General features: G+C 44.6%; 14 protein-coding genes and 1 pseudogene. 1 reads left to right on the forward strand and 14 read right to left on the reverse strand.

Annotated elements, in window-relative coordinates:
* Positions 1 to 10: 10 nt before the first annotated feature.
* From rpsA to dnaE, 13 genes and pseudogenes are all read right to left on the reverse strand, one after another.
* Positions 11 to 1,204: a 30S ribosomal protein S1 gene (gene rpsA / locus ACKTR2_RS01915; protein WP_407882343.1), complete on the reverse strand. Its 1,194-nt coding sequence runs from the start codon at positions 1,202 to 1,204 to the stop codon at positions 11 to 13.
* A 73-nt stretch (positions 1,205 to 1,277) separates the two neighbouring features.
* The gene (gene cmk, locus ACKTR2_RS01920) at positions 1,278 to 1,973 is read right to left on the reverse strand and encodes a (d)CMP kinase (protein ID WP_407882344.1); all 696 of its coding nucleotides are present in this window, start codon (positions 1,971 to 1,973) and stop codon (positions 1,278 to 1,280) included.
* 136 nt (positions 1,974 to 2,109) lie between these two features.
* Positions 2,110 to 2,664 (reverse strand): SAG1386/EF1546 family surface-associated protein, encoded by a 555-nt coding sequence (locus ACKTR2_RS01925; RefSeq protein WP_407882345.1) that lies wholly within the window; start codon positions 2,662 to 2,664, stop codon positions 2,110 to 2,112.
* Between the two features lie 58 nt (positions 2,665 to 2,722).
* Positions 2,723 to 4,237: a RecQ family ATP-dependent DNA helicase gene (locus ACKTR2_RS01930; RefSeq protein WP_407882346.1), complete on the reverse strand. Its 1,515-nt coding sequence runs from the start codon at positions 4,235 to 4,237 to the stop codon at positions 2,723 to 2,725.
* Entirely contained in the window at positions 4,203 to 5,243 is a 1,041-nt protein-coding gene (locus tag ACKTR2_RS01935; RefSeq protein WP_407882347.1) for a helix-turn-helix domain-containing protein, read from the reverse strand. The genes ACKTR2_RS01930 and ACKTR2_RS01935 overlap by 35 nt, the downstream gene beginning before the upstream one ends.
* Positions 5,244 to 5,297: 54 nt before the next feature.
* On the reverse strand, positions 5,298 to 6,044 hold the full coding sequence (locus ACKTR2_RS01940) for a pseudouridine synthase (RefSeq protein ID WP_407882348.1): 747 nt from the start codon (positions 6,042 to 6,044) through the stop codon (positions 5,298 to 5,300).
* A gap of 12 nt (positions 6,045 to 6,056) precedes the next feature.
* Positions 6,057 to 6,716 (reverse strand): SMC-Scp complex subunit ScpB, encoded by a 660-nt coding sequence (gene scpB, locus ACKTR2_RS01945; RefSeq protein WP_407882349.1) that lies wholly within the window; start codon positions 6,714 to 6,716, stop codon positions 6,057 to 6,059.
* Positions 6,716 to 7,549 carry a segregation and condensation protein A gene (locus ACKTR2_RS01950; RefSeq protein WP_407882350.1) on the reverse strand — a complete coding sequence of 278 codons (834 nt, stop codon included), beginning with the start codon at positions 7,547 to 7,549 and terminating at the stop codon, positions 6,716 to 6,718. Before ACKTR2_RS01950 ends, scpB begins: the two co-directional genes overlap by 1 nt.
* Positions 7,550 to 7,553: 4 nt before the next feature.
* Positions 7,554 to 7,913: an N-acetyltransferase gene (locus ACKTR2_RS01955; RefSeq protein WP_407882351.1), complete on the reverse strand. Its 360-nt coding sequence runs from the start codon at positions 7,911 to 7,913 to the stop codon at positions 7,554 to 7,556.
* A gap of 22 nt (positions 7,914 to 7,935) precedes the next feature.
* Positions 7,936 to 8,847, reverse strand: coding sequence for a site-specific tyrosine recombinase XerD (gene xerD, locus ACKTR2_RS01960; protein WP_407882352.1), 912 nt, complete (start codon positions 8,845 to 8,847; stop codon positions 7,936 to 7,938).
* Positions 8,834 to 9,724: a CvfB family protein gene (locus ACKTR2_RS01965; RefSeq protein ID WP_407882353.1), complete on the reverse strand. Its 891-nt coding sequence runs from the start codon at positions 9,722 to 9,724 to the stop codon at positions 8,834 to 8,836. Before ACKTR2_RS01965 ends, xerD begins: the two co-directional genes overlap by 14 nt.
* 189 nt (positions 9,725 to 9,913) lie before the next feature.
* Positions 9,914 to 11,329 (reverse strand): annotated as a pseudogene (gene pyk / locus ACKTR2_RS01970) (pyruvate kinase); the annotation flags it as partial.
* A gap of 185 nt (positions 11,330 to 11,514) precedes the next feature.
* The gene (gene dnaE / locus ACKTR2_RS01975) at positions 11,515 to 14,928 is read right to left on the reverse strand and encodes a DNA polymerase III subunit alpha (RefSeq protein ID WP_407882354.1); all 3,414 of its coding nucleotides are present in this window, start codon (positions 14,926 to 14,928) and stop codon (positions 11,515 to 11,517) included.
* Positions 14,929 to 15,079: 151 nt separating this feature from the next.
* Here dnaE and ACKTR2_RS01980 point away from each other — a divergent pair, with 151 nt between their 5' ends.
* The gene (locus ACKTR2_RS01980) at positions 15,080 to 15,277 is read left to right on the forward strand and encodes a YjzD family protein (protein ID WP_407882355.1); all 198 of its coding nucleotides are present in this window, start codon (positions 15,080 to 15,082) and stop codon (positions 15,275 to 15,277) included.
* A gap of 119 nt (positions 15,278 to 15,396) precedes the next feature.
* Here ACKTR2_RS01980 and pepT read toward each other — a convergent pair whose 3' ends face one another.
* Positions 15,397 to 16,635, reverse strand: a complete 1,239-nt coding sequence (gene pepT, locus ACKTR2_RS01985) for a peptidase T (RefSeq protein WP_407882356.1) — start codon at positions 16,633 to 16,635, stop codon at positions 15,397 to 15,399.
* Between the last annotated feature and the right edge of the window lie 3 nt (positions 16,636 to 16,638).

Here is a 16,638-nt window from a genome sequence, read left to right on the forward strand (position 1 = left end):
CGTGTTCGACTTATTTGTTTAAATCGTCGCCAGTCAAGTCGCCGATGGTAAATCCACCGTCATCATTACCCGTGTAATTTTGAACATCAGAACGCGAAGCTGCTTGATCGTCTTCGTCTTGTTCCGTTTCAACTTGTGGCTTTTCTTCTAAGGCCTTAATTGACAAGCCAAGACGTTGTTGGTCAGGATCAACGTTCAAAACCTTCACCTGAACAGCTTGACCAACCTTTAAGACATCATTAGGCGTCGCAATGTGTTCATGAGAGATTTGTGAAATATGAACCAGCCCTTCAACACCTGGGAAGACCTCAACAAACGCACCAAAGTCTGTCAATCGACGAACCGTACCATCCAATACAGCACCAACGGGGGCTTTGTCTTCAATATCATCCCATGGGCCAGGCTGTGTTTGTTTCAAGGAAAGTGAAATCCGTTGACGATCTGCATCAACGTTTAAGACCTTCACATTGATTTTTTCACCAACTTTAAGCACGTCGCTTGGCTTGTTCACATGATCGTAAGAAATTTCTGAAACGTGGACTAACCCATCAACACCACCTAAGTCAACGAAGGCACCAAAGTCCGTCATTCTAGCAACGGTTCCTTCAATGACATCCCCAGCAACCAATGTTTCAAATAAGTGAGCTCGCTTAGCTTTATTTTCAGCTTCGACAATCGCACGATGAGACAAAATCAAACGATTCTCACTTGGTTCAATTTCAATAATCTTGAAAGTCAATGTCTGACCCTTAAATTGGTTCAAATCTTCTACGTAGTGATCTGAAACCATTGAAGCAGGCACAAAACCACGAACACCTGCATCAACGACTAACCCACCTTTAACGACTTGCGTAACTGTCGCATCAAGGGTGTCACCACTCTGGTATTCTTTTTCGATTGCATCCCAAGCTTTACGTGCTTCAAGACGACGTTGAGAAAGTAAATAACTGCCGCCTTCTTTGTCATTACCAATCCGTGAGATAACGACAAGATCCAATACATCACCAACATTTAATGAATCTGCATTTGTTGTTAATTCTTTAACTGGAACCACACCTTCAACCCCAGTATCGCCAATACCGACAATTGCTTGTCGGTCGTCGTCAATGGCTAAAATTTCACCCTTAACGACATCGCCAATGTTAACTTGGCCCGCGTTGTTTAACGCATCCAATAATTCTTTGTTGTCTTCGCTTTCGCTCATCAAAAAATCCTCCTAGTGACAATATCTATTTAACATGATAATCGAAAAGCCATTGAAATACCAGTAAATAAGCCTAACCTTGACGATTTAAATATTTATCAACCAAATTGACGATTTTATCGACAACTTGATTCACAGTCAAACTCGTTGTATCGAGTAAAATTGCATCTTTTGCTTGTGTTAAAGGCGAACTCGTTCGATGAGAATCTTTGTAATCACGCGTTGCAATTTCTTGCTCTAACGTTGCTAAAGAAACTGCGATGCCTTTCGCCTGGTTTTCTTTAAATCGGCGACGTGCGCGCTCGGCGACGCTCGCTTCCAAAAAAATTTTAACCTGCGCACTTGGTAAAACCGTTGTCCCAATATCACGGCCATCCATCACAATGCCACCAGCTGCGGCAATCTGTTGCATCTGTTCCGTCAATGCGGCTCTAACTGCTGGCAGAGCCGCCACCGTTGAGACATTATTGGTCACGGCTTCTTCACGAATTGCCCGAGTGACATCAGTTTCCCCCGCAAATACGAGTTGATCGGGTTGACCAGGTGTAAATCGAATGGGCGTCTTCGCAACTATGGCCATAACAGCCGCCTCATCATTTAGATCAAGGCCATCCCGCAATGCTGCCCAAGTGATGGCCCGATACATCGCCCCGGTATCTAAATACACATAATCAAAATGTTTGGCGACCAATTTTGCAACTGTACTTTTCCCCGCCGATGCAGGCCCATCAATCGCCACCTGCACTCCGGAACTTCCTGAAACACCCATTTCTTCACACCTCAGTTAATTTAATATCACTAAGTTTAGTTTGAACTGTTTTATTATAGCTAAAAACCACAATAAAAACGCCGAGAATTGATAGAAATTAAAACATCCCCGACGTTTAATTATGTACTCAGCTTAGTTATTTGACCCGTAGTTGCTGTCCAGGGGCGACTTGAGCGCCGTTGCTGAGGCCATTTAGCGTCAATAATTGTTGTAAGCTAATGCCATTATTCACAGCCACTCGATAAAGTCCTTGACCGGCTTCAACTGTCACATATTTTTCGTCACTATTGCTAGAACTACTCGATGAAGCAGCACTGGCGGACTCACTACTCGTTGAGCTAACCGACTCCGACTCAGTCACACTGCTCGCCGATACGGCCGCCTTAGCCGTCTTCGTGCTCGCTTTCTGATCACTGGTTTTTACACTAGCTTTCGAACTTGCCGACTTCTTTTTACTGGCCGATACGGAAACGGGCGCTGAACCTTGTGGATGATTAAAGGAATTCATATTTGAGACGAAGTACCACACCGGCACAGAGGCAAGCGCAATGATAACCAACACTAAAATTCCCGTAATCAACGAATTATGACTACTCCGTTTACGGTTTTCAGTCCTAGATAATTCGTCGTGATCTGCGGCAAATTGTTTGTCCCATGGCTTTTGCTGTTTGGGATCATTGTTTTGGCTCATGCCTAAGCCCTCCTAAATTTAATCATCTATTACATCCATACTAGCATAGTCCACAAAATCAATTGGTAAAGTTTTCGCTAAAAAGTTGGCGTAACTGGTCGCGCCAATGATGTACGATCGGTCGATCGCCCCTAGGTTGCATAGGCTTGGTCGGTAAATGTAGTTGACGAACATCAAGTTGCGTCCCCACGGGCGCACAACAGGTTACAGAATGCTCCGGAGCCGACTCACCAAAAGTACTTAATAGCTGCGCACGTAAACATGTTGTGCTCCGAACATACTTGAATAGTTGAGCCAACGAATGTTGTTGAGATCGTCGGCGTGCTGCAAAAAGATGTTCAACTTGTTCAACGGTGTAATGATGTGAACGATAATAATTGATCAGATCGTGCGTCTCACTATTCAGATTTGCCAGAGGCGTCGCATAACCCTCAGCAATTTCAGCGTCCGATGGTAACTGTAAATTGACTAGATCGATTGGCCGTTGTTGATCTCCCGGCGCCATCACCACAACAGCAAGGCTAGGTTGACCATCACGCCCTGCCCGGCCAATTTCTTGCACATAATCAGTTAAACTCACTGGTAAATGATAGTGGAAGACAAAGCGGATGTCTGCCTTATCAATGCCCATACCAAACGCACTAGTTGCGCAAACAACCTGCAACTGATTTTGCATAAATTGCTGCTGAATGGCAAAGCGTGTTTGTCCATCTAATCCCGCATGATAAGCGGCGGCTGTATATCCCTGTTCAACTAGTGACTGGGCCCATTCGCTAGCTTGCGCCTTGCTTGAAAAATAGATTATTCCTGGAAAAGCTACTTCTTGGAGCAAGGTTAATAGTCGCGCTTCTTTTTGCTGAATCGACGCCACCTGTTCAACGGCCAAAAAAATATTTGGTCGATCGACAGAATGAATAATAGCCTGAGCGGTGTCATCAAATGCTAAGACTCGCTTAATATCTTGCTGAACTTGCTCATCAGCAGTTGCTGTTAAGGCTAATGTGACTGGGTGATCTAATTGTTGGCGGACCTGCCCTAAATTTAAATAGGCTGGGCGAAAATCTGGTCCCCACGTTGAAATACAATGAGCTTCGTCAACGACCATTAATCCCAAAGGTATCCGCTTTAGCGCATTTAAAACGCGGTCATTCAATAACATTTCTGGCGAAACAAAAATAAATCGATACCTACTCAACTGGTTTAAGACTTGCTGTTGATCGCCCGGTTTAAGCATTGAGTTTAAAGCCACCGCTCGCCGTTCACCACGGCGATTAAGGCGGCCTACCTGATCTTGCATTAAAGCCAATAACGGTGAAACAATTAGTGACGGGCGATTAAATAAATAAGTCGTCAACTCGTAAATTAAGGTTTTCCCACTACCGGTTGGTAAGACCGCCAAGACATCGTGACCATTTTGCAAACCATCAACCGCCTCCGCTTGACCATCGTGAAATTGCTGATAGCCAAAATGCGTTTTCAAGGCTGCCAAACGTTCTCGTGCACGACTGACGCTCGTTTGTTGCAACTTTAGCCGTGGATCATCCGGTTTCACGTGTGTCGGTTCCTGTGTCATGTTTACTCTCCAAAATCTGCGTTAACCGAAATAAAAAGAAATCTGTGGTAACTGATTGTTGATCAAATTGCCACAAATCAATATTTTGCGGCATGTTAGCAGCCAAACGATGGTGAACCTCGGGGGATAAAAACTTTGTAAACGGAAACTGATCAATGGGCAGTAAAATAGCCGCCGTTAATAAATGCTCATTGACTGTACTCAACTTTAAATGTCGCTGTTCACTGATCTGTTGACGAGACTTGTCAGCTTGAATGGCAAGCAAAGTTTGCGCGATGGAGGCCGACAGCTGTGACTGCCAGCAAGCAGCTATAAGTTGTCCCAACGACGTGTTTGAAGATGAAAAGGCCCCTGCAAATTCCAACCAGTTGGCTAATTGGCGCAATTCGAGTTCCCAACTTGGTAATTCAAATTGTTGGGCAAGCTGGGTTGAAGTTAAACCGGTTACCGATCCGCCCACGAACTGTGCAACAAATAAATTAGCTTGCAATTCTGACTGTTGCTGCAACCAGTTTGCTAATGACGCGATTGCTTTTTTCTGATCATGTTGTTGATTAAGGCCTTCAAACCACGAGCGTACCGCTTGGCGGGCGGGCTCTCCCACACTAAGCGGAAAGTAGTTCATTTGGTGATGTGACTGTTGTGCCAATGCTTGCAGTCCTAATAAAACTGTCTCACGCAACTGCTTTAAATGGAGCAATTTCGCCCGTTGTCGCGTTGTTTTTGGCAACATCACATCCACATTAATTCGCGCAGCGGCTGGTGACAGCAACAACTGACCATCAGCATCGCATTGAACCTGTTTACTAGCGACCAACTGACCGAGGGTTGCTTCAAAACTCGTCCATGTCAAATTAGGAAATGTGTTTAGCCATGACAATAAGTCATAGCGTAAACTCCAAAATAAAATCGAAACCGTCTTGCGGCCGCGTAAACAATTGTAAATCACCTTCGGCCGTCGCGGTTGCGTTAGTGATAACAAGGCAAGCAATAGTTCTGGTGCCACAATGACCTCCAACAATCGTCAAACCTAAGTCAGTAACAGCGTTGATTTAACCTTTTATCGCCGGCGTTGATGTGGCTTGGCCGTCTGACTGACCGCTTCACGCAAGGCTAATAATTCTTGGGGCTTTAATGGACGGTAATCACCGGAGGTTAAACCAGCCAAGGTCAACGGACCATAAGTTTCTCGGCTAAGCTTTTCAACTGGCGTTCCAATTGCTGCCAGCATATTTTTAACTTGATGATTGTGACCTTCATGGATCGTCAACTGAACTACGGCGGTATTTTTTCGTCGATCTATACTCAGCACTTTCCCCTTGGCAGCAGCAGTCTTATGACCCTCAATCACTAACCCATGGCGTAGTTGCTCCAACGCTTCATTGGTCGGAATACCTTTCACTTTAGCTATATAGGTTTTATCAACCTTGTAGCGCGGATGCATCAGTTGATTAGCCAATTGTCCGTCATTTGTTAATAACAATAGACCAGATGTATCGTAATCAAGTCGGCCAACGGGGTACACTCGCTCCGTAACCTCTTCTAGCAGGTCAACAACTGTTTGACGGCCCTTATCATCGTGAGCAGTGGAAACGACGCCACGCGGTTTATAAAGCAAATAATAAACGAACTTTTCTTGCATCAAAGCGATACCATCAACTTGAATCGCATCGTTGGGGCCGACCTTAGTCCCTAATTCTGTCACCACCTGCCCATTCACTTGAACGTGACCAGTGGCAATCAAGGTCTCAGACTTACGCCGTGACGCAACTCCTGCTTGTGCCATAATTTTTTGTAGTCGTTCCATTGTGACTCCTTTTTAAAATTCCGTATCCGTTGTTGACCGATCCAAAGTGGTGGCATCTAGCGAAGTTGCCGATCCCTGGTTCAAAGTTCCTTGCCCGGTTAGTTGCTGGTTAAACGCAGTTAAGAACAAGTCAGAATTAAGTGGTTGATCCATAGAAGCATCCGCAACCTGCGGCAACGGTGGTAATTGCGCTAATGAGGTCAAACCAAAGTAATCTAAAAAATAATTAGTCGTTTGATATAAAATTGGTCGTCCTGGTTCATCTTTACGTCCGTGCGTCTCAATTAAATTTCTTAACATCAGTTTTTGTAATGTCGCAGTACTCGACACACCACGAATTTCATCAATATCGATTCGTGTAACTGGCTGTTGGTAAGCCGTAATTGCTAAAACCTCTAGCGAAGCTTGCGACAAACTGGTGGCCAAAGGCGCTTCAAAATAACGTTTAATCACGGGAGCCAACTCGACCTTGGTGGCTAACCGAAAAATACCGTCATTGGCTAGCAAGCATAAGGGATCATCTGCATTGGTCTGATGGCGTTGTTTGATTTCGTCAAGTAAATGATTGATTGCTGGGCGCATAAAACCGGTTGCATGAGCCAGTTCTGCTAATGAAATGCCTTCATCGCCCGCAACAAATAGTAATCCTTCGATTTGTTCGATATTGGTCATTAATTTGCGCCATCCTCAAAGCTTGGTGTTGCCGGGAGAATCTGTTTATTCTCATAAACCATGATTGGTCCATTAATTGTCGCCTGATCACAACGAATTGAGTCCGCTTTGATCAACTCTAACATGGCTAAAAAAGTCGTGACTAATTCATCTGTTCCCGGTGTTTGATCAAACAAGGCCGTAAATTCCTGTGGTTGTCCAGGTTTAAGTTGTGCCAATAATTTTTCCATCTGGTGGCGAACTGAAAAAGTCTCCGGGGTCACTGTCTTAAAGACCGGTTTAGCCTGCTGGCGGCGCACGAGCATTTGATCAAAGGCCGCCTGTAAGTCAGCTATCGATAAACCAGCAGCCACTGGAGCTAATGTTATTTCTTCAGGGGGTGAACTGGCAGGTCGAGTGAAGTATTGTCGACGATCCTGCTCCTTTTGACGCAGCTCACCTGCTGCCTGTTGGTAACGTCGATATTCTAATAATTGAGCCACCAACTCAGCACGTGGGTCGTCACTAGGTTCATCTGCTGGCTCGACCATCGGTTCTGGCTTAGGTAATAATAAACGACTCTTAATCGTCATTAACGTAGCCGCCATCACTAAATATTCACCAGCAACATCCAATTTTAAGACTTTCATACTGTGTAAGTAGCCTAAATACTGGCTAGTGATGGCCGAAATTTGAATATCATAAATATCCATCTCAGCTCGTCGAATTAAATGCAGGAGTAAATCTAGTGGCCCTTCAAAATCATCAATTTTAATCGTTGGTTGATTAGCTAAGGCCTGGTTGATTTGGGCTTCACGATCATGGGCGGTTTGACCGGCGTATCTTTTGACCATAGATTTAGCGGGCATCAAGGTTCTGCCATCTCATTAACATCGGTGTGGTCGCGATGGTTCCCATAAGTTTCTGATCGGGAAATAATTCAGCCACTGCATCTAAAATCGCCTTGCGCGTTTGATCATTTCGCTCTTGAGGCGATAACGCCAACAGCCGAATCAAAATAAAATCATTTTCTTGTTCAAAACCGACCACACCAGTGAACTGTTGTTGTTCATTTCGCCAAAGGTACATTTCCCGCCCCGTACCTTCTGCATACCACTGCATTTCAGCTTTCAAATGGGCCATCTTATGGAAATCTGGTAGATAAGACAGTAACCCCATGGTCGTTTTTTGATAATCATCACGATATTTAACTAACATGTTGCTGCCCTCCAATCCCAATTTAGGCTCGTGGATGAGCCCGCTTATAAACTTCAGTTAGCCGTTGTTTAGAAATATGGGTATAAATCTGAGTCGTCGAGATGTCCGAATGGCCTAATAACTCTTGCACAACGCGCAGATCTGCCCCGTTTTCCAAAATGTGGGTCGCAAACGAATGCCTCAACGTGTGTGGCGTGACATCCTTATCAATACCCGCTGCTTTAACCATTGCTTTGAGATTCTTCCAGACACCTTGACGGGTTAACTGCCGACCGTGAGCGTTCACAAAAATCGCGCTGGTAGCTTGTCCTCGTACTAACTGGGGACGAGTCGTTTCAAGGTATTGAGTTAGCCATTCGCTCGCAATTTCGCCAATCGGAATGAGTCGTTCTTTATGACCTTTCCCGATCGTTTTGACAAATCCCAAGTCTAAGTGCAGATCATTACCAGTCAAATTAATCACTTCACTGACACGTAAGCCAGTAGCATACATCACTTCTAATAACGCGCGATCCCGAACCCCCAACACTTTAGTCACATCTGGTACTTGTAGCAAAGCATCTACTTCAGCGGTCGTTAATACCTGTGGCAAATGATGGGCTGACTTTGGCGGATCAACCTTTAGCATCGGATTATCCGTAATGTACCCATCACGGGTTAAAAATAAAAAATATTTCCGCAAAACAGAGACAGTGTGAATGACCGTATTGCGAGCCTTGTGGGCCTGATCCTGAGCTTGTAAATAAGTTAAAATGACATAACGATCCACTTGTGACAGTTGCGTAATTTTTTTTGCAACCAAAAAAAGGTTAAATGAGCGTAACTCTCGTTCATAACTAGTGACGCTATTTGGCGCCAAACCACGTTCGACTTGAATATAGCGTAAATATTCCTCAGCCGGCTCTGTAAGTGCCTTAGGTTCATTGATTGTCATGACCTGCTTGCTCGCCTGCCTTTGTCAAAGTCAATCCCGTTTCACTCTGCTCGATATAACGCAGCCGTAATAAGTGACCAACAGCTCGTTTAAATTGCCCCTTGCTAATTCCAAAGTATTCCTTAATCGCTACTGGACTACTTTTATCGGTAAAGGGCAGTTGTTTCATCGGATCGTGATTCAAAGCTGCTAACAGTTGCGCAGCATCCTCGTCAATGGCCTGATAGGCTCGAGGTTTCAGCGATAAGTTCAAAGCGCCATCTGGACGAACGCCAATAACCCGACCTGCTACGTGTTCACCGAGGCGAGGTTCATGATCACGTTCAGAGGGATGAATAAAACCTAAATAGTAATCGTCTGTCAACACAAGTGTCCCAGCTAATTTTAATCGGTAAACAGTTGCCGCAATGTCCTGATTGACCAACTTTGGTGTCGCACGACGACTGATGGCAGTAAAGATTTCACTATCTGCCAAATGCCCCCATAACCGATTTTTGTCATCAATCACTAAACTAATCATCAACCGATCCCCTTTTTGAGGCGTTAATGCAGCGATCGTGGGTAATTCATCAACGGAAACAACAATATCTTTGTTAGGTAGTCCAATGTCCACAAAAACGCCCAAACCGTGTGCAGCTCGAACGACCGTTCCAAAAGCGTAATGGCCTACTTGCACTTTCGGAATATTAGTTGTGATTTGGTATTGGTGACTTTCGTTTTCGTATGCAAAGCCAATAATTTGAGCGCCAATTCCTAATTGGTGATCAGCCTCTTGTTTTGCGAACAAGAAAGAAAATCCATCACGCTGGACGATGTAAAAATCGTCGTTTTGGTCCGTCACCTTTGTTTCGATGACGCGACCGAGTAAATCATGCATGCAGCTTGCCTCCTGGCAAAAAATTGATTGAGCCTATTATAGCAGATGATGAAGTATGAAGCGATGCCAACCCCATTTGGGCCAAAATCGTTAACTTATTGTGGCTCAACGGATGAGCTCATTACGTCTACGACAAAAAAACTGTCTTCCAAAACTGGAAGACAGTTTCATTGAGTCATTAATTTAGTCAATTCGCATAACGCGCATGATGTTTGTTGTACCCTTAGTACCAACTGGCACACCGGCAGTCACTAAGATCGTGTCGCCCTTTTCGGCTAAGCCTTCTTCAACGACCCGTTTCTTGGCTAATGCAAACATGTCATCAGTACTTGCTGGTGCAGTATCGATCACTGGGTAAACACCCCAGTTAATCATCAATCCACGCTGTGTCCGTGCATCAAAAGTGACCGCTAAAATATCAGCATTTGGCCGATATTTACTAATCATCCGTGCCGTATGACCAGACGCAGTCGCTGCAACAATCGTCTTAACATGCAGGTTACTTGCAGTACGAGCAACGGCAGCTGCCACTGCTTCAGTGACATCAGACGTGTCATAGTTGTGGTTAATATGACCGTCAACACTCAAATCATTTTCAGCCTTGATGTCAATGCGGTTCATCGTTGCAACTGATTCAACTGGGTAATCCCCATTAGCTGATTCACCAGATAACATGGTAGCATCTGTGCCATCAAAGACGGCATTGGCCACATCAGAAGCTTCCGCACGAGTTGGCCGTGGATTTTCTTGCATCGAATCCAACATTTGAGTGGCCGTGATTACTGGTTTACCTAATTCGTTACAACGACGGATCAATTCCTTTTGGACCAATGGGACATTTTCAGGTGGAATCTCAACCCCCATGTCTCCACGGGCAACCATTAAACCATCTGACACTTCAAGGATGTCGTCAAAATTGTCGATGCCTTCTTGTGATTCGATCTTTGGGAAGATCTGAACGTGTTGCATGTTCTTTTCTTCTAATAAGGCCCGGATGTCCAAGACATCTTGTGCCTTACGCACAAATGAAGCCGCAATGAAGTCAATTTCATTGTCCAGACCAAACCGAATGTCAGAAGCGTCCTTTTCAGTAATCCCAGGCAAGTTGATTGAAACACCAGGCGCGTTAACACCTTTACGTGAGCCCAACACACCATTATTTTGGACAGTTGTCACTAATTCATGCGTGGCTTCGTCTTTTTCATCAATCTTCATATCGATTAAACCATCGTCAAACAACACATGGCCACCGACGTGAACATCATCATACAGACCTGGATAAGTTACAGCAATCTTGTCGTGGACGCCTTCAAGACTATCGTCCATTGAAATTCGAACTTTGTCACCGATCTTGTAGGCGATCTTGCCGTCTTTTTGAACAGTGGTCCGAATTTCTGCGCCCTTGGTATCTAACATGATACCAACCGTCTGACCGGTGATCTTTTCGGCTTCATGGACATTGTTCATCCGACCCAAGTGTTCTTCGTGATCTCCGTGAGAAAAGTTAAACCGGAAAACGTTGGCTCCGGCTTCGATCAGCTTAACAATCGTGTCAACGTCGGTACTAGCTGGTCCAAGCGTGCTAACGATTTTAGTTTTCTTCATAAGAAAAATCTCTCCCTTTGATTTGTGCCACATGGTGGCGAGTTTTTGAGACATGCTGCCTCAATCAATTACAAGAACAGTTTAACACTTTTTAAAACACCCTGTCGCCCTTTTCATTCGTTTTCACAAACATTCATGAAAACAACGCGGCTGCTTTCATTATTTTCAACATTTTCGCTTTATCCTCACTTTTTTGAAAGCGAATTCGAGCGAAATACCACATTTTCAATGCCGAAAATTTGTGACAAAGTCGTTTTGATCTCAGGAGAAAAGCCTAGATTATAAGTGTCGGCTAGTTTAACGGTGCGACCGGTAATCTGATCATGAACAATCACTGGATTATCACCTCGCATCTGTTGATATTGTGCTTGAAACCGTTGCTGAGCAGTCTCATCATTTTCAGCCGTCGTTTGTAAATACCAGGTTCCCGTCTGGTGCGTTGCTAGCTTATTTGCTTGAATCGCTTGTGCGGTTTGATTTGCAAGTTGAAGTGAGTCAGCGACAATTTCAAGTTGTCGACCTGTGTCAATTCGCCCCCGTACCACCACCACCTGTTCCGGTTGTAACCATGTGCTAACTTCTTGCCACAACCGTGGAAAAATCGTCATGGACAATTCGCCAGATGGATCATTTCCACTGACAAAAGCCATACGATCGCCTTTTTTTGTCCTAATTTCGCGAATTCTACTGGTATACAAAAGCACCGTTGCCGATTGACCGACCACTAAATCAACCACCGGAGTCGCTTGTAATTGGCGACTCAATCCGGTGTATTGTTCGACTGGGTGTCCCGATAAGTAGGCACCTAACACTTCAGCTTCATGAGCCAACTTATCCTTTAAGGGAAGATCTGGCAACGCTGCAACCTTAGGCTTTAAGCCAAGATTACTTTCGAATAGGTCAATATTAACTTGGGCTCCTGATAAGACCCGGGGCAAAAGATCTAATAGCTGCGCTCGATTCAGACCGAAATGGTCAAATGCGCCAGCATAAATCAAGGCTGTCAGACCCTCTGCTTTCCGAAATTGCGGTTCAATTCGATTCACAAAATTATCTAGATCAGTAAATGGACCTGATTCGTGGCGACTCGCCAAAATATTAGCCACAAAATCCCGTCGAAGCCCTTTAATATCGCTCAATCCAAAAATGATTTGCCCGTTAATTAACGAGAAATCCTGCCGACTCACGTTGATATCTGGTGCTGCTACATTAACACCATGTTGTCGGGCTTCTAACAGATATAACTTGATTTTGGTTGAATTGCCTAACACGGAATTCAATAACGCCGTAAAGAAGGCGCCCGGATAATGAACTTTTAAATAAGCTAACTCAAACGCCATCTTACTGTATGCAACAGCGTGTGATCGATTGAATCCATAAGAAGCAAAATTTTCAATGTACTCATACACTTGTACTGCCGTCGCCTGAGTAAAACCTTGTTGGACCGCACCATCAATAAAATCATGTCGTAGTGCATCAATTTTTTCATGATCCTTTTTGCTCATAGCACGGCGTAATAAATCGGCTTTGCCCATAGAGAAACCACCCATGACACTAGCAACGCGCATGACTTGCTCTTGATAGACAATGATGCCAAATGTCGGTCCTAAAATTGGTTCCAGCGCCGGAGCTGGATAACTAACCGGTTCCTGCCCTTTTTTACGAGCAATGAAGTGATCAATATTTTCCATCGGGCCAGGTCGATACAGTGCGTTGACGGCAACGACTAATTCAAAGGTTTCCGGGTGCAGTTGTCGTAAAACATTCTTAATGCCGCTTGATTCAAACTGGAACACGCCATTAGTTTCTCCCCGTTGAAAAAGTGTCAATGTTGCTTGATCGGTTAGCGGAATATCGTTAACAATTAACGACTGTCCCGTTGTTTGGGCAATCGTGGTTAAACTATTCGCTAAAATCGTCAAATTTCGAAGACCCAAAAAGTCCATTTTCAGCAAGCCTAACGCTTCAACCGTATTCTTAGGAAATTGTGCAACCAGCAACCCTTCTGAACCAGTTTGGACTGGAACAAGCGCCGTTAGCGGTTGATCACTTAACACCACCCCAGCAGCATGCGTTGAGGTATGTCGCGGCAGACCTTCTAACGCCAGAGCGGTCTCAAATAGGAGCTGGTTTAGCGAACTATCTGCAATCAAATTTTTTAGCGGTTGGGATTGATCTTGAGCGTCTTTTAAGGTGACACCTAACCCGCCAGGAATTGCATGGCTCCAATCAGCTAATTGATACGTAGATAATCCAAAAACACGCCCGACATCGCGAATAACCTGCTTGGCGCCTAATGTACCAAATGTAATGATTTGTCCCACCTTATCAGCTCCATACCGATCTCGCACATACAGCAGTAACTGATCACGCTTGTCGTCAGGAATATCTAAATCAATATCCGGCATTTGCGCTCGTTGATCATTTAAGAATCGTTCAAAGAGTAAATCGTAAGCTAAGGGGTCCACCTCGGTAATATCAAGAACGTAGGCGACCAAAGATCCGGCTGCTGACCCACGTCCGGGTCCTGTGGTGATGTGATGTTGATGGGCAAAATTCATAACATCCCACACGATCAAAAAATAATCATCAAAGCCAAGCTGGTGAATGACCGCCAACTCATGCGTTAGCCGCTTTTGGTAGCGGTCAAACAATGGCTGCCTGTCCCCCAACCGTTTAGTTAGCCCTTGCTCACATAGGTCGCGTAAATATTGATCGGGAGATTGGCCAGCGGGCGTCTGAAAGTGAGGAAGCTGTGGCGCTTGAAACGTAAAATCCACCGTAGACGTCGCGGCAATTTGTACGGTAGCTAAAACAGCATCATTTAAATTCAATTGTTGATAGTGTGCTGTCAGTGGCCCTGCCTCGCGCAAATACCACGGACCGGTTTGCTGACTGGCCACACCAAGATTTGTTATCTGCTCGCCTGCTTCAACCGCAGCCAATACATTTGTTTTAAATTGATCATCAGGATTTAAATATCGAATGGGATTCATTGCGACAAGTGGTACGCTATTTTGCTCCGAAAATTCTTGCAAATTCTCAATGGCGGTTCCTGATTGCTGATCGCTGATCCCAATAAAAACAGTTTGGTTATCGGCCGCTTGTTGCAATTGCTGGACCAAACGTTGTGCCTGACTACTTTGACCTGAATTGATTAAACGACCAACTTCACTTTCTAAACCGTTCAGGACGTATACATTGCCTAACCATGATGAGATTTGCGTTAAAGTCAAGGTTGCATCAGCTGCCAATGTCATTTTCTTTGAAGAAATTTGGATCAAATTCTGATAACCTGCTTGATTTCGCGCCACTAATGTTAGTGGAAACACTTGATCAAGATGCTGTTCTGAATTCAATTCGATCGTCAGTCCGATCAGCGGCTTAATGCCAGCCTTTTTGGCAGCGTTAAAAAAATCCACCACGCCGTATAAAACATTAATATCCGTCAATGCCAACGCTTCATATCCGCGCTGTTTAGCTGCGTTAACCAACGCGTCAATACGAATCGGGCTGTTCAGCAAACTATAGCTACTTAGAACAGACAACGGCACGACATGAGTGGTCAGATCATGAGCTGGACTTATTTCTGGTTGCACCACGACAACTCCTTTCAAACGTTTGTTCGTACCGCTATTATAACAAAACCAATAACCTACTGCTGAACAAGTCTCTTTTGAAGGGACAAATCCAATTGAAATCAGTGACGAGAGTGTTAAACTACTAAATGAAACGAAAGGTGGTCAAAAAATGCGTTATTTAACCGTAATTTTTTGGGGATTCATCTGGGGTGAAGTCATTGGCTACATCGGTGGTCAACTTGAATTAATGACATATAAACCGTTGGAAATTGGCATCGTAGCAGCGATCGTTTGTGTCGTCGTTGCTACCTTTACTTACTTGATGGCTGATAAGTCCACTCCAGCAGCTAATGAAGCAAACAAATAGTGCATTCGCATCTTAGCGGACGCGCTTTTTTGTTTGGAAAACTACCGCAGAAGAAGCGAGTATAACTGGCCGATAAGGCTAGTTATACTCGCTTCCTGGTTAAAGGCGATTCTACGATTCTACGCTTCTGTATTCAGTTCACTAATTTTCAAAATGACGTCAACCGCCTGTTCCATCGTCGCCAAAGAAACAAATTCAAAGCGACTGTGCATGTTTTCCCCACCGGCAAAAAGATTAGGCGTTGGTAAGCCCATAAATGAGATTTTTGAACCATCCGTCCCACCCCGAACTGGGTAAATCACGGGTTCAATGTTAAGGGCTTCCATTGCCTGCTTGGCTAAATCAACGGCGGTCATATCCTTTTCAAGGACTTCGCGCATGTTATAGTACTGATCTGTCAGCGTCACATGAACACGATCGGCCTCATAATCAGCGTTCAATTTTTCGGCGATGTCTAGCATCTGCTGTTTGCGTTGTTCAAACACTTGCCGATCGTGATCACGAATAATATAGGTGAGGGTCGCATGATCCACCGTGCCATTCATTTTGTACAAATGGAAGAAACCTTGGCGACCTTCTGTCAATTCGGGACGATCCCCTTCTGGCAGTAAATTATGGAAGTCAATCCCTACCTGCAAGGCATTAATCATAACGCCCTTAGCCGTGGCTGTATGCACTTCTTTTCCATCAATTTCAATGGTCGCTTGGGCTGCATTAAATGTTTCATATTCTAATTCACCGAGTGGGCCGCCGTCGACAGTATAAGCGAAGTCAGCACCAAAGCCCTTGGCATCAAAGTGATCTGCGCCGGTACCGATCTCTTCATCCGGTCCAAAGCCCACGTGGAGATCACCATGCTTAACTTCCGGATGATTAACCAAGTAATCCATGGCTGTGATAATTTCAGCCACGCCAGCTTTGTCATCCGCACCTAATAATGTCGTCCCATCGGTCGTGATTAACGTTTGTCCGGCGTATTTGTGTAAAGCAGGAAATTCGGCTGTTTTTAACATCCATTTACCATCTTTACTCAAATTAATATCCGACTGTCCATCGTAGTTTTCGACAATTTGCGGCGCAATATTTTCAGCATTAAAATCTGCCGTATCAATGTGTGCGAGAAAACCAATTGGCGCCGCCTTGCCGTCATCATTTGCTGGTAAGAGCGCCGTGACATATCCACTGTTCGGATCAGTCTGAATGTCACTCAATCCAATTTCATTTAACTCCTCAGCGATCGATTTCAAAAAATCAACTTCACGCTGTGCTGATGGAATCGTAGTTGAATCGGGATCTGAACGTGTATTCACCTTCGCATATCCGATAAATCGGGAAAGTAATGATTCATATTTTGCCACAAT

This window comes from Furfurilactobacillus curtus (genome assembly GCF_045862785.1).
In the GTDB taxonomy this organism is placed as follows: Bacteria; Bacillota; Bacilli; order Lactobacillales; family Lactobacillaceae; genus Furfurilactobacillus; species Furfurilactobacillus curtus.